The sequence below is a fragment of the Marinobacter sp. genome, from assembly GCF_052091845.1.
Taxonomy (GTDB): Bacteria; Pseudomonadota; Gammaproteobacteria; order Pseudomonadales; family Oleiphilaceae; genus Marinobacter.
This window is the reverse complement of sequence record NZ_JBQDCO010000006.1, coordinates 1-19,192: the sequence shown is the minus strand read 5'-3', so window position 1 is coordinate 19,192 and position 19,192 is coordinate 1. Positions and strand designations below refer to the sequence as shown.

At 54.5% G+C, this 19,192-nt stretch carries 18 protein-coding genes; 9 read left to right on the top strand and 9 right to left on the bottom strand.

The window, feature by feature from the left end; all coding sequences use genetic code 11:
* Positions 1-42: 42 nt before the first annotated feature.
* The 3 genes from argB to argA are packed head-to-tail and all read left to right on the top strand — an operon-like array spanning position 43 to position 3,601.
* Positions 43-939, top strand: coding sequence for an acetylglutamate kinase (gene argB, locus ACTHYN_RS03195; RefSeq protein WP_441811059.1), 897 nt, complete (start codon positions 43-45; stop codon positions 937-939).
* A gap of 41 nt (positions 940-980) precedes the next feature.
* Positions 981-2,234: an acetylornithine deacetylase gene (locus ACTHYN_RS03190; RefSeq protein WP_441811058.1), complete on the top strand. Its 1,254-nt coding sequence runs from the start codon at positions 981-983 to the stop codon at positions 2,232-2,234.
* Positions 2,235-2,293: 59 nt separating this feature from the next.
* Entirely contained in the window at positions 2,294-3,601 is a 1,308-nt protein-coding gene (gene argA / locus ACTHYN_RS03185; RefSeq protein ID WP_441811057.1) for an amino-acid N-acetyltransferase, read from the top strand.
* On the opposite strand, the gene ACTHYN_RS03180 is transcribed toward argA, so the two are convergent.
* Positions 3,575-4,642, bottom strand: a complete 1,068-nt coding sequence (locus ACTHYN_RS03180; RefSeq protein ID WP_441811056.1) for an aminopeptidase — start codon at positions 4,640-4,642, stop codon at positions 3,575-3,577. The genes argA and ACTHYN_RS03180 overlap by 27 nt on opposite strands.
* Positions 4,643-4,828: 186 nt before the next feature.
* On the opposite strand from ACTHYN_RS03180, the gene ACTHYN_RS03175 reads away from it, so the two are divergent.
* Together ACTHYN_RS03175 and ACTHYN_RS03170 are read left to right on the top strand one after the other, a co-directional pair.
* On the top strand, positions 4,829-8,605 hold the full coding sequence (locus ACTHYN_RS03175; protein WP_441811055.1) for a DUF1631 family protein: 3,777 nt from the start codon (positions 4,829-4,831) through the stop codon (positions 8,603-8,605).
* 40 nt (positions 8,606-8,645) lie between these two features.
* Complete coding sequence (locus ACTHYN_RS03170; RefSeq protein WP_441811054.1) at positions 8,646-9,512, top strand: phosphoribulokinase; 867 nt, start codon at positions 8,646-8,648, stop codon at positions 9,510-9,512.
* A gap of 34 nt (positions 9,513-9,546) precedes the next feature.
* Here ACTHYN_RS03170 and speD read toward each other — a convergent pair whose 3' ends face one another.
* Positions 9,547-10,341 carry an adenosylmethionine decarboxylase gene (gene speD, locus ACTHYN_RS03165; protein ID WP_441811053.1) on the bottom strand — a complete coding sequence of 265 codons (795 nt, stop codon included), beginning with the start codon at positions 10,339-10,341 and terminating at the stop codon, positions 9,547-9,549.
* Between the two features lie 169 nt (positions 10,342-10,510).
* A complete protein-coding gene (locus tag ACTHYN_RS03160) occupies positions 10,511-10,933 on the bottom strand; it encodes an OsmC family protein (protein WP_441811052.1) in 423 nt (140 codons plus the stop codon).
* A 281-nt stretch (positions 10,934-11,214) separates the two neighbouring features.
* Here ACTHYN_RS03160 and crp point away from each other — a divergent pair, with 281 nt between their 5' ends.
* Positions 11,215-11,856: a cAMP-activated global transcriptional regulator CRP gene (crp, locus tag ACTHYN_RS03155; RefSeq protein WP_441811051.1), complete on the top strand. Its 642-nt coding sequence runs from the start codon at positions 11,215-11,217 to the stop codon at positions 11,854-11,856.
* Between the two features lie 18 nt (positions 11,857-11,874).
* Here crp and modC read toward each other — a convergent pair whose 3' ends face one another.
* The 5 genes from modC to ACTHYN_RS03130 all read right to left on the bottom strand — a co-directional run bounded on the left by modC (position 11,875) and on the right by ACTHYN_RS03130 (position 15,730).
* Complete coding sequence (gene modC / locus ACTHYN_RS03150) at positions 11,875-12,966, bottom strand: molybdenum ABC transporter ATP-binding protein (RefSeq protein WP_441811050.1); 1,092 nt, start codon at positions 12,964-12,966, stop codon at positions 11,875-11,877.
* Positions 12,966-13,643: a molybdate ABC transporter permease subunit gene (gene modB, locus ACTHYN_RS03145; protein ID WP_441811049.1), complete on the bottom strand. Its 678-nt coding sequence runs from the start codon at positions 13,641-13,643 to the stop codon at positions 12,966-12,968. Before modB ends, modC begins: the two co-directional genes overlap by 1 nt.
* Positions 13,644-13,669: 26 nt before the next feature.
* Positions 13,670-14,437, bottom strand: a complete 768-nt coding sequence (gene modA / locus ACTHYN_RS03140) for a molybdate ABC transporter substrate-binding protein (RefSeq protein WP_441811048.1) — start codon at positions 14,435-14,437, stop codon at positions 13,670-13,672.
* A 93-nt stretch (positions 14,438-14,530) separates the two neighbouring features.
* Entirely contained in the window at positions 14,531-14,893 is a 363-nt protein-coding gene (locus ACTHYN_RS03135) for a winged helix-turn-helix domain-containing protein (protein ID WP_441811047.1), read from the bottom strand.
* A 96-nt stretch (positions 14,894-14,989) separates the two neighbouring features.
* Positions 14,990-15,730 carry a glutathione S-transferase family protein gene (locus tag ACTHYN_RS03130; protein ID WP_441811046.1) on the bottom strand — a complete coding sequence of 247 codons (741 nt, stop codon included), beginning with the start codon at positions 15,728-15,730 and terminating at the stop codon, positions 14,990-14,992.
* Between the two features lie 193 nt (positions 15,731-15,923).
* Here ACTHYN_RS03130 and ACTHYN_RS03125 point away from each other — a divergent pair, with 193 nt between their 5' ends.
* The 3 genes from ACTHYN_RS03125 to ACTHYN_RS03115 all read left to right on the top strand — a co-directional run bounded on the left by ACTHYN_RS03125 (position 15,924) and on the right by ACTHYN_RS03115 (position 18,244).
* Positions 15,924-16,880 carry an META domain-containing protein gene (locus ACTHYN_RS03125; protein ID WP_441811045.1) on the top strand — a complete coding sequence of 319 codons (957 nt, stop codon included), beginning with the start codon at positions 15,924-15,926 and terminating at the stop codon, positions 16,878-16,880.
* A 32-nt stretch (positions 16,881-16,912) separates the two neighbouring features.
* Positions 16,913-17,530 (top strand): glutathione S-transferase family protein, encoded by a 618-nt coding sequence (locus ACTHYN_RS03120; protein WP_441811044.1) that lies wholly within the window; start codon positions 16,913-16,915, stop codon positions 17,528-17,530.
* 105 nt (positions 17,531-17,635) lie between these two features.
* Positions 17,636-18,244 carry a DUF4202 domain-containing protein gene (locus ACTHYN_RS03115; RefSeq protein ID WP_441811043.1) on the top strand — a complete coding sequence of 203 codons (609 nt, stop codon included), beginning with the start codon at positions 17,636-17,638 and terminating at the stop codon, positions 18,242-18,244.
* A gap of 36 nt (positions 18,245-18,280) precedes the next feature.
* Here the strand turns inward: ACTHYN_RS03115 and trpC are convergent, their stop codons facing one another.
* Positions 18,281-19,096: an indole-3-glycerol phosphate synthase TrpC gene (gene trpC / locus ACTHYN_RS03110; RefSeq protein WP_441811134.1), complete on the bottom strand. Its 816-nt coding sequence runs from the start codon at positions 19,094-19,096 to the stop codon at positions 18,281-18,283.
* Between the last annotated feature and the right edge of the window lie 96 nt (positions 19,097-19,192).

The following is a 19,192-nucleotide window of genomic DNA, read 5'->3' as shown; positions in this document are numbered from 1 at the left end:
CAGAGTCCCGATTTTTAATACTGATTTATGAAGGCAACAAAGATGACGCTGGATCGTGAAACAGCAATGCAAGTGGCGACCGTTCTGAGCCGCGGATTACCCTACATTCAAAGATTTACAGGTAAAACGGTTGTTATCAAGTATGGCGGCAACGCCATGGAGAACGAAGAACTGAAGAGCAGTTTTGCCCGCGATGTGGTGCTTATGAAACTGGTAGGCATTCACCCGATTGTTGTTCATGGTGGCGGCCCCCAGATTGGCGAGTTGCTGCAGCGTTTGAACATCCAGTCCCGCTTTGTGAACGGCATGCGTGTAACCGATGCGGAAACCATGGACGTCGTGGAAATGGTGCTGGGTGGCCAGGTAAACAAGGAAATCGTGTCTTTGATCAATGCCCAGGGCGGCACCGCTATCGGGTTAACCGGTAAGGACGCCAACCTCATCCGTGCCCGCAAGCTGGAAGTGGTAGATCGCTCGCCGGAGCATGAGCGCGCCGAGATTATTGATATTGGCCACGTAGGCGAAGTGGCCAGCGTAAATATGGATGTCATCGACATGCTCACCCGCAGTAACGTGATCCCGGTGATCGCGCCGATTGGCGTTGGGCCAGATGGTGCCTCGTACAATATCAACGCAGATCTGGTCGCTGGTAAAGTCGCAGAGGCCATGAAGGCCGAGAAACTGATGCTGTTGACCAACGTGTCTGGTCTTAAGAGCAAAGATGACAAAGTTCTTACCGGCCTGACAACCCAACAGGTAAGTGAGCTGATTGAAGACGGCACGGTGCATGGTGGCATGTTGCCGAAAATCCGCTGCGCGCTGAGTGCAGTGGAGAATGGTGTGCGCACGTCTCATATCATCGATGGTCGGGTAGCCCATGCGTGCCTGCTGGAAATCTTTACTGATGAGGGTGTTGGTACACTCATTTCCCGTAACTGATGATTGCCAATAACTGACGGCGCTGCCTGAGGATTTTCCAGATGAAACGTCTGCTCACAACTCTGATGCTGGCAGCTTTGCTTGGCTTTGCCGCGTTTAAGGCAGGTGTTTGGTGGCTGGCGGATCAGCGCCTGGCAGAAGCCCGCCAGGCGCTGAGTGAGAACGGTGTACTTGAGCGGGGAAAGGTAGGGTCAGGGGTTGAAGGCCGTTTGGTGTTATCCGGAGCCTACTGGCAGGATTTTGAACTGACTCAACCGTTAATTGTTGATCGTGTTGATTTTGAGGCCGGTTCCCCCATTGCTCTGCTGAAAGCGCTTATCGATCCTTCTGATCTGCCAGCTAGCTGGTCGTTGCAGGCAGAGGGGGTGGCCCTGATGCTTGAGGCCACCATGTTTCGCAACTGGGTAACCGCAGACACGGCCGGGGGTAGTGAACGGGCCGCTTTGTTTGCGCTTGCCTGCGCGCCCGATCCGCGCCAGCAACTTGGCAGTGGTGATCTGTTGCGTATGGGCATTACCCGCCTCGCCGGTGAGTTTATTTTGCGCCAGACTCCCGAGCGTATCCACCTTGAGTTGAATTCTGAAAATACAGGCAGCCTGGAGCTGAATTGGCCGGGCGCTCGTATCAACGTATTGTCGCCCGAAGTAACGCTGGCCAGCTCTGCCCGCCCCCTGGAGTTAACGCTCAGAGACGGCGGCCTGATGCGCCGGGTGGCGGCCTACTGCGCCAGAGAAGCCGGTCTGGAAACCTCTCAATGGGCGAAGCGCGCATTGGAGGCTTTCAAGGCCGGGCTGCAAGCCCGTGGCTGGCGCGGCAGTGATCAGTTGTTGGCGTTGTACCAGCAGTGGTTGCTTGAAGGTGGAGAGATAACCGTGTCTGTGCAGCTGGACTCAGAGACCTTTGGCATCCCCGTGCATTCCGGGGAAGACAGCGCCGACGGTTCTGTTGCCTGGGCGTTGGAATACAATGGCGCCATGGTGCCAGATGTTTTTCTGCAAAAGGCTGAGCCGGTTGTCGTCGCGCCACCAAAAGAAGCGCTTGAACCTGTGGTGCCCCGAGAAAATCCCGCGTTCCCCCGTTGGTACACCGAAGACCTGGAACAGGCAGCAACATGGGATGGGCGCAAGGTTAGGGTCACTCTTTCCAACGGCAATGTTGTTGAGGGGCGCTTGGCCAGCGTTACCGGGCGTGAGCTTGAAGTTACCCGCGCAGTGGCAGGGGGCGAAGTAGCTTACCCAATTGCTGTGCGCGCCATCACAACGTTTGAGGTGTGGCGCCGTGGCCACGCACAATAGGGCAGGACACCCCACGTACTCTGGTGCCCGCATTTAAAAACACGCTGGGAGAGCACTACTTGAAATCAAACGGCTGGCTGCACTCTTTTCGCCATTCATCGCCTTATATCAATGCTCACCGTGGCCGCACGGTGGTGTTGACCATTCCGGGCGATGCGGTTGAACATGAAAACTTTATCAATATTATTCATGATATTGCACTGCTGAGCAGCCTGGGTGTGCGATTGGTGGTTGCTTTTGGCGCGAGGCCGCAGATACAGAACCGTTTGAATAGCGCCGGCATGGACACGTCATTTTCCCATGGGTTGCGGATTACTCAGGAACGGCACTTACCACTGGTTATGGAGGCAACCGGCGGGTTGCGGGCAAATCTTGAGAGCCAGTTGTCCATGGGGCTAGTGAATTCGCCCATGCACAACGCCCGCATTCGGGTGAGTAGCGGTAATTATGTTACCGCCAGACCAGTCGGCGTGTTGGATGGAATCGATTTCGGTTACACGGGTAAGGTCCGGCGAGTGGACGTGGCCGGCATAGAGAAGCTTCTGGAGCAAGGGCATATAGTATTGCTGCCCCCTATGGGCTATTCGCCTACCGGAGATGCCTTTAACTTATCCTATGAAGATGTGGGCAGCCAGGTGTCGGCGGCTTTGCAGGCGGAAAAGCTCATCGTTTATATCGGTGATCAGGGGTTGCTGGAGCAGGATGGCTCGTTGATTCGTGAGCTGTCAGCCCGGCAAGCGCCGGAGCGGTTGGCGGATGGAACCATTACCGGGCACGATGCGAACCTGCTTCGCGCGGCCTGCGATGCGTGCGTGAAGGGCGTAAGGCGGGCGCATATTATCAGCTATGTGACCGATGGCGCTTTATTGGAAGAGCTGTTTACCCGAGACGGTACAGGCACATTGGTCAGTGGAGACAACTACGAACAGATCCGCCAGGCCCGTGCTGAAGATATAGGTGGTGTTCTCGGGCTGATTGAGCCGCTGGAAGAGCAGGGTATTCTGGTGCGCCGGTCACGGGAAATGCTCGAAACCGATATTGAACAGTTTATTGTCGCAGAGCGCGATGGCACCATCGTTGGTTGCGCGGCACTGCACAACTACCCGGATGAAGGCGCTGGCGAGCTCTCCTGCTTTGCAGTGGATTCTGCTTATCGGCGCGCCGGTCGCGGCGACGAGATTCTGCTAAGGGTGGAAAAACACGCCCGTAATCTGGGTATCCAGAAACTGTTCGTGCTCACCACGCAAACCGAGCACTGGTTCCGCGAGCGGGGGTTCTTACCCAGCAGGGTACAGGATTTGCCGGGCCCCAAGCTTGCCGCTTACAACACCCAGCGCAATTCAAAGGTCTTTTTCAAACCGCTCTGATAAATCTTGCAGTGTTTTCTGGCGCTGCTCTTCGGGTTGCCTGGAGAGAGTCTCTGCGGCTTGATAAAACGCCCGGAAGTCATAGCTGGATTGCTTCAGCAGTTGCCTGAAGGCAGGTACGTGTTGATTATACTGGGAGAATAAAGCAATCCGGGCATTGTTGAAGGCCACTTGGGCAGTTCCAGGTGGCTGCTTTTGGTGGGCATCGAGTAGATTTCCATAGGCGATGTTGAGTGCTTCAAAAATGAGCCCTTTGCGCTCCCGAAGGCAGTCTTCAGAAAGCACACCCTGTTGCTGGTATAACTGGCTCAGTTTGGCGCTGGTGTCTGCAACCAGATCGTAAATCTGGCTGCGCTGCTTAAGACGGGCAAGTGCCTGTTGAAAGGCTGAAGGGTCACCTTGGTGTGCTAACCAAAGCCGGAGGCCTTCCAGTTCAACAGCCGTGGCAAAGCTTTCGTTAAAGGTTGTATCCCCGGCCATGTAAAGCACCTGATGAGCCAGCTCGTGGAACATCAGGGCGACCATGCGGTCATCGTCAAGGTTGGTAAAGCCGGAATGCAGGGGGTCGTCAAACCAGCCCAGCGTTGAATAGGCTGTAACGGCGCCGATGAAGGTATCATAGCCTCCAGCGCGAAAGCGTTGTGCTTCTGCCTGGGCGTCTTCCAGGTGAAAATATCCGCGGTAAGCCTGGCAGCCAAGAACCGGATAGCACCATTGATATGGTTTTAGCGAAAACTCCGGCACAGCCACCAGATTAACCACCACCCAGGGATGATCAAGAACCACGTATTCTGTGAATGCGTCTCCGGGGTCCAGCGCCAAACGGCTATCAGCAAAACGCCGGGCCTGGCGCGAAAGCATGAGTTTGTTGCGCAGGTCTGGCCGCGTGTCTTCGCTGGCGATAAAAGCGTCGACCGGTTTGCCCGCCATGGTCAGGGCTAAATGGCCGCGAACTGCCTGGGTGTAGTAGCTAAACGTGGTGCAGCCACTTAACAGTGGTATCAGTAGTAAAACGGTATATATCTGACTAAGCTGTGTCATAGGCTACCAGGTTTTGGCGCGGCTGTGATTGTGCCTGTAAGTGGTCGCTATAGTACACTTGAAGCTGTCGTTGTACGCACCGTCTTTTCTCATAACGGCAGATGGTATGCCGCTTTTTTCAGGGACGTTAGTCACCAGCAGGCAGAACCCCCGGCCCGCCCGACTTTGCGCAATAACAGGTAGTTCATGGATCCGAGAGAACGTCGAAGTAGCCCCCGCAAACCCATCAAACTTGCAGCCCAGATTGACCTTGGCACGGGTGAGTCCTGGCCATGCCAGATTGCAGATTTTTGTGCCGAAGGCCTGTTTGTTCGCTACTCCGGTGAAACATCCCGAAAACTTGATCGGGCGCTTGCGGCAACCAAATCGCCTAATCTGATTATTCGTTTTCGGGGTGCTGATGGAAAACGCCGATACGAGCTACACGTGAGCATTGTCCGACACATAGACGACGCCATGGGCGTTAACTTTACGCGCACAAACCCGGAAGCTATTGCGGCAATGCTGCAACAGTGTGGTGGCGCAGGTGATCAGGAGCGTGCTTCTTTGCGGGCGCCGACTGAGCGGGTGCAGTTTGTTCTGCACCAGTGTGCGCGCGCGGTTATCCACCACATAGAGCCGCTTATGGATGCCTGCTTTGTGCAAATGGCAGGGGCGCTAAAAAACGCCGCGCAAAAGGCGACGAACGACCAGCAGGCTAACGAATTTATGGATTTTTCGGGTCAGATCAAGGCCCGGCAGCGAGTTATCTGGCACCAAATTGCCCGTAGTCTCGAATCCCCACTCAAACCTGCCCCCAAAGGCTTCCCGGGTTCAGAGCTTTCCGTGGTAGACAAAGGAGAATTCGAAGACTGGCTGACCATCCGTGTCATGGTTACAAAAGCTGATACCCAGTACCGCAAAGAGCTGCTGCAGTTGAAACTCCGTTTGGACAAACTGGGCATTGCCAACGCGACCGGGCACCACAACCCGCTTGGGCCATCGCTTGTGTGCGAATTGTTTCATGCCGGGCTGAACCAGCTTAAAGTGACCAGAGATGTCGAGAAGGTCTGCCTGAAAGTTTTTGAACGGTCGGTTTTGCATCAGCTGGGCCCACTCTACAAAGAGCTGAACGACATACTTATTCGTCACGGGGTGCTGCCGGAGCTGGATCTTAGCAAATATCTGAGTGAGCAGGTCCCGGGTAGTGCAGAGAAAAAGCCGAAGCCGGAGCAGAAACCATTTGAGAACCCGGCAGTTGATGCTGCAGGCACGATGCAACAAAGTAGCCGTGGCGAGTTCTCGGCAAAGCCGTCAATGAGGCACGATGAAACGACTGGGAAAACTCGCCTGAGCAATGAGTTCCGGGGGTACGCCCAGTCTGCGCAGTCTTCGTTTGCAACCGTAAAAAACCTGCTTGGAACGCTCGCCGTGAATCGCGCAACACGGGGTGATGCCCAGCCTGCGCCGTTTCCTGTCAACGCCAGCCCCCTGTCGTCTGGTGAGCTTCAGCGTGAGCTGCAACAGCTTCAGGCTGAACCGGTTGAGGCCAGCAGCAATGTTATCCCGCTGCGAGAGCGAGTGGTTGGGAAAGTTCGCGACAGTGGCGCTAAAAAGCTGGACGACGAGCAACAAGGCACGCTGGATGTGGTTGATCAATTTTTCCACTCCATTACAGAAAGCCCAAAACTGAGCAAATACACCCAACAGCGGATGCGCCAACTTGAGGTGCCAGTGCTTAAGGTAGTGATGCGTGATCCGGCATTTTTCGATGACAAGAACAGCCCTGTCAGAGGCGTAATGAATCGCCTGGCTCAACTTGGTGTCAAAGGTGGCCGTTTAAATCCGGTGGTTCAGCGCCGCATTGACGAACTCATCCAGCGCATTACGCTCGAGTTTGAGCAGGATACGGGGGTTTTCGAGCAGGCGATTCAGGAACTTGATAGTTTGATTGATCGTCAGAATCTGGTGTACCGGCGTAATGTTGAGCGGGTAACGGCTGCCGCAGAGGGTGCTCAGAAAGTGGCCGAGTCCAAGGCCGCGGTTGCAGAGGTGCTGGATCGGAAGCTGGCGGGGCGTAAGGTTCCGAAAGCTGTGCTGAGTTTGCTTGATAGTGGTTGGCGGGACTTGCTGTCACTGACCTGGATTCGTCAGGGGGCAAGCAGCCAAACCTGGCAGGATTATCTCGCTGTGATTGATTCGTTGCTGGCGTTTTCGCAAGACAGCAACAGTCAGGTGAACCTGGCCGAACTTCTCCGGGTTATTCAGGGGGGATTGGCGTCTATTTCCAGTAACCATCTGCCCTCTTCGCAAATCCGTGAAGAATTGAAGCAATTTCTGGTGCGCAGTCCTGTGACTCCCCCCGAAATGGTCGAAATGCCTCAGGCGCCGCCGGTAAAAGACCTCAAGCAATCGCTTTCGGAGCGAGAGCAGCGCAGTTTGCAGCGCTGGATGAACCGTGCGCAGAGACTGCGAACCGGTGATTGGCTGCGGGACCAGGAAAAGCCGGACGAACCGCAGTATGTTCGGCTGGTTTGGGTGGCGCGCGGGTTTAGCCGGTTTGTGTTTGTGAATCACCAGGGTATGCGGGTTGTAGAGCTTGAGTTGGAGGCTCTGGCGCGCCAGATGCGCAAGGGCATTATTGTGCCGGATGAACAATACGAGCGTCCGCTGGTGGACGAGAGCATCGACCGAATGGTGCGCAAGGTGTATGACCAGTTGTCCTGGGCCTCTACCCACGATGAACTAACCGGCCTTCTTGGTCGCCGTGAATTTGAACGCATGCTCGACCAACAGCTTGCCCGGCGCGAAGATGAGCGCTCTTTGCTCAGGCTGGATCTGCGCAAGTTCCGGCTGCTGAATGACACCGCAGGTTATCAGGCGGGTGATGACACGCTTAAGCGTGTGGCAGACTTGCTACGCGAGCATGTAGGTGGCGGAATGCCCCTGGCAAGGCTTGCGGGGAACGGGTTTGGCATACTGGTGCCGGCAGAAAACGCAAACGATGCCGCGCGTAATCTGATTGTTGCCGTAGAGGCGGCTGAATTTTTCTATGGCGGCCGTGGCTATCGCTTGTCTGCCAGTGCAGGGGTTGTGCCTGAGCTGCCAGGCCTTGTTAGTGCAGAGCGCTGGCTTAGGGCGTCTGAAGAAGCTCTGGATCACGCCAGGCAGAAAGGGCACGGTAAAGTGGCCGTATATTCTTTGGGTGCTGATGATCAGACGCGCCAGGAACAGATAGCGGCCAAAGTTGCCAGCCTGGGCGATCTGGACGAAGAGCGCATGCTGTTGCGTTGTCAGAAGATAATACCGCTGCACAGCCGTGCCATCATGCCCCCTCAGTATGAAGTGCTGATTAGCATGTACGATGATGCCGGCGTGCTCATTACCGGCCGGGATTTTGTCCGCATGGCGGAGCGCTATGATCGCATGCAGGCAGTCGACCGCTGGGTGGTAGGGCATATGCTTGACTGGTTGCGTGTGCAGACACCAGACCCGCGTCACTTTGGTGGTGTTTGTATCAATCTGTCCGGCTATTCGCTGAACGATCAATCGCTGCTGGAGTTTATCTACGAAAAACTCAGTGAAAAAGATGCACCTATTGAGCGTATCTGGTTTGAACTGACCGAAGCCTCGGCGATCAGCGATCTTCAGGCGGTTGCAGAATTTATCGTCGAGATGAAAGAACTGGGATGCCGGTTCTGCCTCGGGAATTTTGGTAGTGGTCCCCGTTCATTTGAATTTATGCGCTCACTCCCGGTTGATTTGATCAGAATTGACAGCGCCTTCACCAGTCAGCTAAACACCAGTGAAACCGATCGGGCCATGGTACGATCCATGGTGGATATGGCGCATTATATGAGCCGGGAAGTGATTGCCGGCCAGGTGGAGTCGCGCGATGTTCTGGATACACTGACCCGGTTGGGAGTGGATTACGCCCAGGGGTTTGTAATCGAGAAGCCGCGTTCACTCGACAGTCTTATCTGATTTCTTTCGTTTTTTAACCAACGTCCGGCGCGCCTCAGTTATGTCAAAACGTCACCCTATTATTGCGGTTACCGGTTCTTCCGGTGCTGGCACCAGCACCACCGGGCAGATATTTCGTCGCATGTTCGCCAATGAAGAACTCACTGCCGCCATGGTTAGTGGTGACAGTTTTCACCGATACAACCGGGAACAAATGGCGCGCTTGGCCGCTAAAGGTCAGTTTGGTAAACGCAATCATTTTGCACTGGCAGCGAACCATGTCGATAAACTGGAAGCGTTGTTTTATGACTACGGTCATACTGGCAATGGCCGATACAGGCAGTATGTTCACGATGAAGATCGAGCGCTTCAGGCGGAGGGCCACAAGCCAGGCACATTTACCGCTTGGGGAGCGCTGCATCCGAACACAGATCTGCTGTTTTATGAAGGTCTGCACGGAGCGGTTGTAAGTGAGTCAGTCAACATCGCCCAGTATGTGGATTTGTTGATAGGTGTGGTGCCCATTGTGAATCTGGAATGGATCCAGAAAATACACAGAGACACCCACCAGCGTGGTTACAGTCAGGAAGCGGTGGTCGCAACGATCATTAATCGAATGGACGATTATGTTCACGACATAGTGCCACAGTTCTCAAACACCCATATCAACTTTCAGCGCATCCCTCTGGTGGATACCTCCAACCCGTTTGTTGTTCGGGATGTGCCCACAGAAGATGAAAGCATGATCGTGATTCGGTTTCGGGATGCTTCGGGAGTGGACTTCTCCTATCTGCTACAAGCGATACAAAATAGCACACTGTCTCGCCACGACACTCTGGTTATTCCGGGCACCAAAATGGCGCTGGCCATGGATCTTATTGTAAGACCCATGGTGCAGCGTTTGATAGCACAGAAAACGTTTGTCTGACTTTTCCGGGAGGGTGAACCCGCCTGGGCCCATGTTATTCCATGTTGCGGGAGTAAAAAATCTCCAGTTTCTCGCGCTTCAGACGGTCTTCTATGGACTGTGCTATACCCGGGTCCAGTTCATCGGCATTCACGCCAAACACATGATTATCCAGGTTAAACGCCTTTAGCATCATTTTGGTGTGAAAAAGGTTTTCCTGATAAACGTTGACGTCGATCATCTGGTAAGCATTCTGGGTATCTGCTGTCAGATAGTTCTGGATTGAATTAATGTCGTGATCAATGTAGTGCTTGTTGCCATCCACATCGCGGGTAAAGCCACGCACACGGTAGTCCACCGTGACTACATCCGAATCAAAGCTGTGAATCAGGTAGTTCAGTACTTTCAACGGTGAGATCAAGCCGCAGGTGGACACGTCTATGTCTGCCCGGAAGGTGCTAATACCCTCGTGGGGGTGGCTCTCCGGATAGGTGTGTACCGTCACATGGCTTTTGTCCAGGTGCGCCAGAATGGTGTCTGGTAGCGGTCCCGGTGATTCTTCATTGTTATGTGCTTCGCCGTTGCTAAGCTCATGCTCGGCGATGAGCATGGTGACGGATGCACCGTGGGGCTCATAGTCCTGGCGGGCGATGTTGAGAACATTGGCGCCAATGATCTTAACCACATCGGTTAAGATCTGGGTAAGGCGTTCCGCGTTATACATCTCGTCGATGTAATCAATATAGGCTTCGCGTTGTTCTTCGGTCTGCGCGTAACAGATGTCGTAGATGTTGAAGCTCAAAGATTTGGTCAGGTTGTTGAAACCGTGCAACTGGAGTTTTGGTTCCATGCTCAGCCCCTCCGGTTTATGGAGATGAATGACTGCAGAGCGGCGAATGCTCACTCTTCCCAGGCCGCCACCGACTACTGACCAGGTTGTTTACCTTTTGCGCAGACCGGCGGAGAAAAGGCGGTATTATGCACGCCGCTCCCGGTGTTGGGTAGTGCTGTAGGGCAGGTTATTCCGCTTCACAGGTTTCGTGGCTGTGAGTGATTTCCACACCTGCTTTTTCGAGCATGATAGAAGCCGAACAGTATTTTTCGGCGGACAGGCTCACGGCCCGTTTCACCTGGCTCTCTTTCAGGTTGCGGCCAGTCACCACAAAATGCAGGTGAATCCTGGTGAACACCGACGGCACCGAATCCGCGCGTTCAGCTTCCAGTTCGGTATGGCAAGCGGTGACCTCCTGACGGCCTTTTTTAAGAATATTCATAACATCAAACGATGAACAGCCTCCAAGACCCATTAGCAGCATTTCCATGGGGCGGGGGCCCAGGTTTTCGCCACCGTGATCCGGAGGGCCGTCCAGCTGCACAGAATGTCCGGAGCCGCTATTCGCTCGAAAACTGGCGTTGCCTGTCCAGTCGACGGTTGCTTTCATGAAGGGTGTTCTCCTGTTTACCAAGGGGGCTGACAAGCGAGTCGGCGCAAAAATAGATGAACTGGGCAGGATGCTAGCATAACCCGCGTTCACTGACAGACGGCTGTAGGTGTTGACACCTATTCCAGATACATCCTGTATACTGTTTTCAGTTGCTCGAGGCACGCCTTCTTGCTATAAGTTGCGCTGTTTTGTAGCAAAAACAAACGAACCCGCAGGGAAAGCCGGGTGAACAACAAACATCGGAACCTGCCAGTATTTGAGGAGGCACGACTCGCACCATGGCCACTATCATCAAGCCGGTTGAACAGAAAACCAAGCATCTCGATTATTTTCTTTCACAATGTCATCGTCGCCGGTATCCGGCCAAAAGCACCATTATTTATGCGGGTGATAAGAGCGACTCCCTTTTTTACATCGTTAAAGGTTCGGTCACGGTTATTATTGAAGACGACGATGGCCGCGAGATGATTATGGCCTATCTCAACGCCGGAGACTTCTTTGGCGAGATGGGGTTGTTCGACAACATGGATTCCCGCAGCGCCTGGGTGAAGGCTAAAACCGAGTGTGAGGTGGCTGAGATAAGCTATCCCAAATTCCGGGAAATTGCTCATCAGGATGTTGGGGTACTCTACTTTATCGGCGAGCAGATGGCCTCGCGGCTGCGCCAGACCACCCGTAAAGTCGGTGATTTGGCATTTTTGGACGTAACCGGCCGCGTTGCTCGCACATTGCTGGATTTGTGCAAGGAGCCTGATGCTATGACGCATCCAGACGGCATGCAGATCAAGATCACGCGCCAGGAAATTGGCCGTATTGTAGGCTGTTCCCGCGAGATGGTTGGTCGGGTGCTTAAAACCCTGGAAGAACAGGGGCTTGTAATGGTTAAAGGCAAAACCATGGTGGTTTACGGCACCCGCTAAAACAGCGTAATGCCAGGGTTAATCAACAATTGCGACTGATTTGATCTGCATCCACATCTGTTGGCCGGGTTCAATGGCAAGGGTGTGTACCGACCGTGTGGTGAGCCGTGACAGGAACGGAGTGCGGCCTGCCAGCAGCCTTACCATGGACGTCCCCGGGCTGGTGTCCGGGGCGACCTCGTCAACCGTCGCCAGCAACAGGTTTTGAATGCTCTGGTCCGTGTGTTGACTTGTCGCCAGGCTGATATCCTTTGCCAGTACCTGCAGGCGAACGTTTTGCCCGGTCAACAAGTGGTCATCGGCCCTTAGCCAGAGTTGGCCACCCGCAAAATCAGCACGGCACAGGTGCCACAGGTCATCCCGTTGCGAGATGCGGGCCTCGAGAATCACGCCGGCATCGTCTTCACGCCCGAAGGGCTGATCTGTACGCGCCATGATTTCCTGTAGAGGGCCCTGGGCAACCACCCGCCCCTTGTCCATCATCACAATATGGTCGGCCAACCGGGCCACTTCCGCCGTGGAATGGGATACATACAGCATGGGGATGGCCAGGTTATCCCGCAACGCTTCCAGATAAGGCATTATGTTCTGTTTGCTATTCCGGTCGAGCGCGGACAGGGGCTCATCCATCAGCAAAAGCCTGGGGCTGGTGAGTAGCGCCCGGGCAATTGCAACCCGTTGGCGTTCCCCTCCAGAAAGTTTTGCCGGCATGCGGGTAAGCAGCTGTGAGAGCCCCAGCCATTCCACAGCCTGATCGAATGATATCTGTCGTTCGCTTTGTGGCACGCGCCTGTAGCCGTACATCAGGTTGCGCTTTACCGACAGGTGGGGGAACAGGCTGGTTTCCTGAAATACATAGGCCAGGGGCCGTTGATGAACCGGCCGGCCACCTCCTCTGCCGGCCTGTTCGCCCTGCCATTCGTCTCCGTTAACACGCATGATTCCCTTTGCCGTTTGTAGTCCGGCCATGCATCGCAGCAGGGTTGTTTTGCCGCAGCCTGAATGACCGAAAAGAGCAGTGAGGCCACTGCCGGGCAGGTCCAGATCAACATCCAGCGCAAACTCGCCTACCTTGCAGGCGAAACGTGCCTGTATGCCTGTTGCCGCCATTATTTCACCAGCCCGGATTGTAGCCGGCCATTGAGGGAATAGAGTGTGACCAGCACCACGAAGGAAAACACAACCATACCGGCGGCCAGCCAGTGGGCCTGGGTATATTCAAGGGACTCCACATGGTCGTAGATAGCCACTGAGAGCACTTTGGTTTCACCGGGAATGTTGCCACCAATCATCAGTACCACGCCAAACTCACCGATGGTATGGGCAAAGGTGAGCACGCCGGCGGTGAGAAAGCCGGGGCGGGCAAGGGGGAGCACCACGGAGAAAAAACGATCCCGGGATGACGCCCTAAGCGTGGAGGCCACTTCAAGCAATTGCTGATTAATGGAGGCGAAGGCGTTCTGCAGAGGTTGAACGGTGAATGGCAGGGAGTAGATCACCGAGGCAATCACCAGGCCTTCAAAGGTAAAGGGCAATAAACCCAGCCCAAGTTGTTGAGTGAGTTCGCCCACTACGCCTTTTGGCCCCATGAGTATCAGAAGGTAGAACCCGAGAACGGTGGGAGGCAGCACCAGGGGCAGAGCCACAATGGCCGAAACAGGCTGTCTCGCCCAGTGATTGCTGCGGGCCAGCCACCAGGCAATGGGCGTTCCTACCACCAGCAGCACCGCTGTGGTAAAACCTGCAAGCTTCAGGGTGAGCCACACGGGCTCCCAGTATATGTCCATGGTACCTGCCGGGTGAGGGATCGCGTTTAGTGTTCAGTCTCGTAGCCAAAGTGCTCAATAATAACCCGGGCTTCATCGCCACGCAGGAACTCAAGCCACTGGCGGGCGGCCTCTTTGTTATCACTGCGGTTCAGCAGGATAGCCTGTTGCTTGATAGGGGAATAGTAGCTTTGTGGAATCAACCAGAGCGAGCCGTCTTTTTTATCCCAGGCGCGCACCTGCGAAAGAGCAACAAAGCCGGATTGCGCGTTTGTGGTGGCAACAAACTGAAAGGTCTGGGCAATGGAGTCGCCACGCACCAGGCGATCCTGCAAGGGTTCCCAAAGGCTCAGTTCGGTAAGTACTTCCTGCGCTGCAAAGCCGTAAGGTGCGGTTTTCGGGTTGGCAATGGCCAGCCGGGCGAAGCTGCCAGACTCCAGCCAGGCTTTGGGGTCCTCAAAGGTGTCCGGTTCAGGGCTCCATAGGGCCAGTTTGCCCCGGGCGTAGGTGAAGCGTGTACCTGTTACACCCTGGCCGTTCTCTTCTAAAAGTTCCGGCCGGCGGCTGTCAGCGGCCAGGAAGACATCAAATGGCGCACCGTTGTCTATTTGCGCGTAGAGTTTGCCGGTGGAGCCATAACTTGCAACCGCTTCCAGTCCGGTGGCTTTGGCAAATGCCGAAATAAGATCACGTGTTGTATCGGTAAAGTTGGCGGCCACTGCAACGCGTACATCGGCGGCGCGGGTGAGGCTGCTGAATGCCAGGAGTAAACACAGTGCTGCAAGTTGGAAATGGCGATATGTAAACACGTGCATGGGTCTTTTCCTTATGTTCGGTCGTATATAACGATATGGATAGTATAGTTGGCTGTCGCCGGATACAAGAGCACCCGCGTTTTGCGATTATGTTTAAGGCGTGGGTGTGTCGCGGAGCAGGGCCGACAAACTGGCAAGTTCCGGGCGCTCAGCCACGGCTTTTTCATATTGCCGGTACAGCGAAAGTACCTTTAGCCCCACTGATGAAAGCTCGGCGCCGCCACCTTGAGTGCCCCCTGTGGCAGTCAGCACCAACGGCTGCTCAAAGCAATTATTCATGGTATCCACCAGCAGCCATGCGCGCCGGTAGCTCATCTTCAAGGCCCGGGCAGCGGCGGAAATTGAGTGGTGCTGCTGGATCAGCTCAAGTAGCTGGGCCTTGCCAGGGCCGAGGGCAATGGTGTCGCCGGTTTTCAGTCTTAGCCTGGGCGCCAGGCGGGCATTTTTATCAGGCATCAGGTCTATTCCGTGGGCTAATCAGCGATAACCTATAGTGATGAAATCATGCCACAGGCTTGCCTTGCATTCGAATCCGCATGCAGGGCAAGGCTGTCATCTGTAGTCGCGGTAAACGTTGGCCAGTAACTGTAGTTGCGGCTGCCATTGGCTGAGCCAGGCTTGTATATCCCTTGGCATTCGTACCGCCTTTGGCCAGGGTACAGGGTAGGGTTCGGGTTGAAATAGCGGTGCAAACAGCGCCGCAGCTGCCAGGTCTGCGCGGGAGAAGGTCTCGCCGGCCAGGAACGGTTGCCGGCTATAAGCTTCTGCCAGCTCGCCAAGCAGGGCTTCTATGATTTTTCGTGATTCTTCTGCTGTTTTTTCATTTATTTTCATCCACTTTCGCATGGTTTCGTTTACACGGCTGAACACCAAGCTCAGTAAAAAGCGATTGTAAAAGGGCGTGCCAGCGGTTAGCAATGGTATGACAACTTTCGGGCGTTGTAGAAAGTGGTGATAGGCGTAACAACGCACGGCTGGGCCGGCTTCATTATCCAGACGTTGTTCCCACGACAGTGCTTTGGTTCTTGCAGGTTCATCTGCTGGCGTAAGGAGTTTATCGGGGAAGGCTGCATCCAGGTAGTCCAGTATGTCGGATGATCCTTGAATGATCTCGTCATCATGTACCAGCACAGGTACAGAGGTGCCTGCGCCGCTGGTAAGTGCTTGCACTGTTTTCAGGTGCTGTCCCGGCAGCAGGTTTGTGGTTTCATAGTTGAGTTGCTTGTAATCCAGTGCCCAGCGAATTTTTTCGCAGTAATGGGATATGGCAAATTGGTATAGCCTGAGAGCCATGCAGAGTCTCCTGAGTAATGGGCTACAGCATAGCCTTGGGCTGGCAGGATAAAAAGTTTCATAGCCTATGGGTTGCGTGCCTTTAATGGTGTACCTGTCCCTGTAATTGGTTTTATTCAGGCATATCTTTAATATGCCGGCATTCGTTCACGTTATAGCTATAGGCTTTTCTATGTACTTACAGCGGGTTTTGATGACATCTGTCGTTGTTGCTAGCGGGCTTTTCCTTTCCGCCTGTGCCACCGGGCCGGATACCAGCATGGCGGCCGGCAGTTACCAGTGTGGTCAGCTGAACGTTAATGTTGCCCATTCGGGCGACAGCGATCTGTTGGGTGTGGATTACCAGGGCAAGCGCCTGCTCCTGAAACCAACTGTCAGTGCCTCTGGTGCCTTGTATGTGGCGCCCGGAGATGACAGTACCCGCTTTTGGAGCAAAGGCGAGCGGGCAACGTTCACCGTGAAAGGGCAGGTTTACCCGGAGTGTTTGCAGGCCGGCGCGTTAGAGGTACCGTTTGAGGCCACTGGTAACGAACCTTTCTGGCACGTCCGTGTGGAAGGTGGAAAAATGCAGCTTAACCGCCCATACGAATCTGGCGAGCCAGAAATGATTGCCCTGGAAACTGCCGTCGCTAATCGGCACGGTAGGGAGTTTAGGGGTGAGCTGAATGGGCAGGCATTGACATTCAAGGTTGCCCGCCAATTGTGTGAAGATGACATGTCAGGCGCACAGTTTCCGGCGCAGGCACGTCTGGAGCTGAACGGCGAGGTATTCAAGGGCTGTGGAGGCAATCCAGAGCGTCTGTTCCGGGGAGCTGAGTGGGTTGTCGACGATTTGGCCGGTGCCGGCATTATCGACCGCTCCAGAATGACCGTAGAGTTTTTTGACGAAAACCGCTTGGCCGGCATGGCATCCTGTAATCGCTACGGAGGTCAGTATGAGCGTACCGCCGAGGGTATGAGCTTCGACTATCTGTTTGCGACAAAGATGGCGTGTGCGCCGGCACTGATGAATCAGGAACAACGCTTTTTGGAGCTTATGTCTGACGTGAAGCGAGCGACGATTGGCCGCCAGGGAGAGTTGGTGCTTACAACCTCTGAAGGTGAGGAAATCAAGGCATTTCAGTCCACAGGACAGAAAAGCGACCAGTAATCCCTGAATTGTCTGGAACGGAGCTGAAAATAATGAAAATTTTTGAAACAAAAACTGCCCCGAATCCTCGTCGGGTACGCATGTTTATGGCGGAAAAAGGGTTGCTCGATAAAGCAGAGTTTATCGAAATTGACATACAGAAAGGAGAAAACCTGACGCCTGAGTACGTTGCGCGCAACCCCATGAAAAAAGTACCGGTTATGGAGCTGGATGACGGAACCTGCATTTCCGAAACCATGGCTGTTTGTCGCTTTTTTGAAGAGAATTATCCGGATGCGCCTACGCTTTTAGGGGATACCCCTGTCGAGAAAGCCACAATTGAGCAGTGGGTTCGGTGGATTGAGTTTTACTTTTTTTTGCCTACGGGTATGTGTTTTCAGCATACCAGTGGCTATTTCAAGGACAGAATGAATCCCATCCAGGAGTGGGGTGAAGACTGCGGTAAGGGTGTTGCCAGGTTCATGACGTTCCTTAACGATCACCTGGCGGATAAGGAATACATTTGCTGCAATCGCTTTACGGCAGCTGACATCAATGCATTCACAACGGTCGCCTTCGCCAAGGTGGTAAAAATCCGTATTCTGCCGGAACAAACCCACCTTAAAGCATGGTACGACCGCATTGAAGCTCGCTCATCTGCGAAGGCCTGATTCTCACCATGGCTATAATCCGGATGTCGATTTTTTAATCGTCAGTCAGGGCGATAGTACGAAAAATTCCCTCTGCGAGATAATCATGTCGTACAAGGAGATACAATGAACGAAGCCTCGCTCAAGTGTGCTTTGGATGCGATTGATAGTGCAAACTGTGCGGATCCCAACCTGGAGGTCTTGGCAGGTGAGTCCATAACGAGGGAGTTTGCCTACAGCTTGCACATGACACGTTGGTTGTATGAACTGGATCCAGCGCCCTCCGAGCGACTGCAAATTGCCTGTCGGGCCCAGCACATTGAGCGCTGGAAAATGCCGCGCAGTGACTACCCTGAAGGTCGAAAATCCTACTATGAGTGGCGTCAGGCCTGCGGGCGCATGCATGGTCGCAGGGCGGCAGAAATTATGGCCGAGTGCGGATATCCTGACAGTGAATGTGAACGGGTTGAGGTAATTCTCACCAAGCGAGAGCTACGTAAGGATGCCGATACGCAATTGTTGGAAGACGTGGCCTGTATGGTGTTTCTGGAGAAATACTTTGCGCAGTTTTATGCCGATAATGCGGAATACGATCGCGAGAAGTGGCTGAGGATTGTGCGCCGCACCTGGGGCAAAATGTCGACCCGGGCTCATGAACAGGCTTTGGCGTTGTCGTCGCAATTGCCGGAGCATTTGCAGGCCCTGATGCAGGAAGCGCTGGCGGATTCTGATTGAATCACCAGCGCTGTGCGCGCAGCGCTTCCCCCCTGGTTACTGAGGGAAAAACAATTCCTGTAGTTTCTCGCCCGGGGCGGGAGCACGCATGAAGGATTCACCTACCAGAAACCCGTAAATGCCATGGCCGGCCATGGCTTCTACGTCGGCCCGGGTCATAATACCGCTTTCGGTAATAGCCAGGCGTTCGGCGCCTATGCGCTGGTGCAGGTTGAAGGTGGTATCCAGGGATACATCAAAACTGTGCAGATCGCGGTTGTTGATGCCGATCAGTGGTGTGCTCAGTGTGAGAGCGTCATCCATTTCTTCGCCGTTGTGCACTTCCACCAGTACATCCAGCCCGATTTCATGGCCGATGCCTTCCAGTTCCTGCATCTGATCTTTGGTCAGGCAGGCGGCAATCAGCAATATGCAGTCTGCGCCTATGGCCCGGCTTTCGTACACCTGGTAGGGCGCGACCATGAAGTCTTTGCGAATCACCGGCAGGCTGCAGGCGTTGCGGGCGGCGATCAGGTAGTCTTCGTGGCCCTGGAAGAAGTCGTGGTCGGTGAGCACGGATAAGCAGGCAGCGCCGCCTTGTTCATAGCTTTCGGCGATTCGGGGGGGGTCGAAGGGATCGCGCAGGATGCCTTTGCTGGGGGAGGCTTTTTTGATTTCGGCGATCACCGCCGGGGTGCTGGCGTCGATGCGTTGGCGCAGGGCGTTGGCGAAGCCTCTTGTTTCAGGTTGGTCGCCGGCCCGGGCCTTGAGGTCTTCGAGGGTGTTTTGCCGCTTGCGGGTGTCGATTTCTTGCCACTTTCTTTCTACGATGTTGCGCAGAATGGTGGGGGTTTTGTCGTTTTGCTTAGCCATTTTGTGATTTGATCCGAGTCCGAGCCGGTGCTGTGCCGCTTTCAAAAACACGCCCGTGAATACGTCCATGTAGGGCTTGGCTGCAGCCATCCCTGG

What these genes read in the sequence shown, in the direction of transcription:
- argB (WP_441811059.1), top strand. Translation starts at nt 43, where the DNA reads ATGACGCTGGATCGTGAAACAGCAATGCAAGTGGCGACCGTTCTGAGC.
- ACTHYN_RS03190 (WP_441811058.1), top strand. Translation starts at nt 981, where the DNA reads ATGAAACGTCTGCTCACAACTCTGATGCTGGCAGCTTTGCTTGGCTTT.
- ACTHYN_RS03180 (WP_441811056.1), bottom strand. Translation starts at nt 4,642, where the DNA reads ATGACACAGCTTAGTCAGATATATACCGTTTTACTACTGATACCACTG.
- ACTHYN_RS03175 (WP_441811055.1), top strand. Translation starts at nt 4,829, where the DNA reads ATGGATCCGAGAGAACGTCGAAGTAGCCCCCGCAAACCCATCAAACTT.
- ACTHYN_RS03170 (WP_441811054.1), top strand. Translation starts at nt 8,646, where the DNA reads ATGTCAAAACGTCACCCTATTATTGCGGTTACCGGTTCTTCCGGTGCT.
- speD (WP_441811053.1), bottom strand. Translation starts at nt 10,341, where the DNA reads ATGGAACCAAAACTCCAGTTGCACGGTTTCAACAACCTGACCAAATCT.
- ACTHYN_RS03160 (WP_441811052.1), bottom strand. Translation starts at nt 10,933, where the DNA reads ATGAAAGCAACCGTCGACTGGACAGGCAACGCCAGTTTTCGAGCGAAT.
- crp (WP_441811051.1), top strand. Translation starts at nt 11,215, where the DNA reads ATGGCCACTATCATCAAGCCGGTTGAACAGAAAACCAAGCATCTCGAT.
- modC (WP_441811050.1), bottom strand. Translation starts at nt 12,966, where the DNA reads ATGGCGGCAACAGGCATACAGGCACGTTTCGCCTGCAAGGTAGGCGAG.
- modB (WP_441811049.1), bottom strand. Translation starts at nt 13,643, where the DNA reads ATGGACATATACTGGGAGCCCGTGTGGCTCACCCTGAAGCTTGCAGGT.
- modA (WP_441811048.1), bottom strand. Translation starts at nt 14,437, where the DNA reads ATGCACGTGTTTACATATCGCCATTTCCAACTTGCAGCACTGTGTTTA.
- ACTHYN_RS03135 (WP_441811047.1), bottom strand. Translation starts at nt 14,893, where the DNA reads ATGCCTGATAAAAATGCCCGCCTGGCGCCCAGGCTAAGACTGAAAACC.
- ACTHYN_RS03130 (WP_441811046.1), bottom strand. Translation starts at nt 15,730, where the DNA reads ATGGCTCTCAGGCTATACCAATTTGCCATATCCCATTACTGCGAAAAA.
- ACTHYN_RS03125 (WP_441811045.1), top strand. Translation starts at nt 15,924, where the DNA reads ATGACATCTGTCGTTGTTGCTAGCGGGCTTTTCCTTTCCGCCTGTGCC.
- ACTHYN_RS03120 (WP_441811044.1), top strand. Translation starts at nt 16,913, where the DNA reads ATGAAAATTTTTGAAACAAAAACTGCCCCGAATCCTCGTCGGGTACGC.
- ACTHYN_RS03115 (WP_441811043.1), top strand. Translation starts at nt 17,636, where the DNA reads ATGAACGAAGCCTCGCTCAAGTGTGCTTTGGATGCGATTGATAGTGCA.
- trpC (WP_441811134.1), bottom strand. Translation starts at nt 19,096, where the DNA reads ATGGCTAAGCAAAACGACAAAACCCCCACCATTCTGCGCAACATCGTA.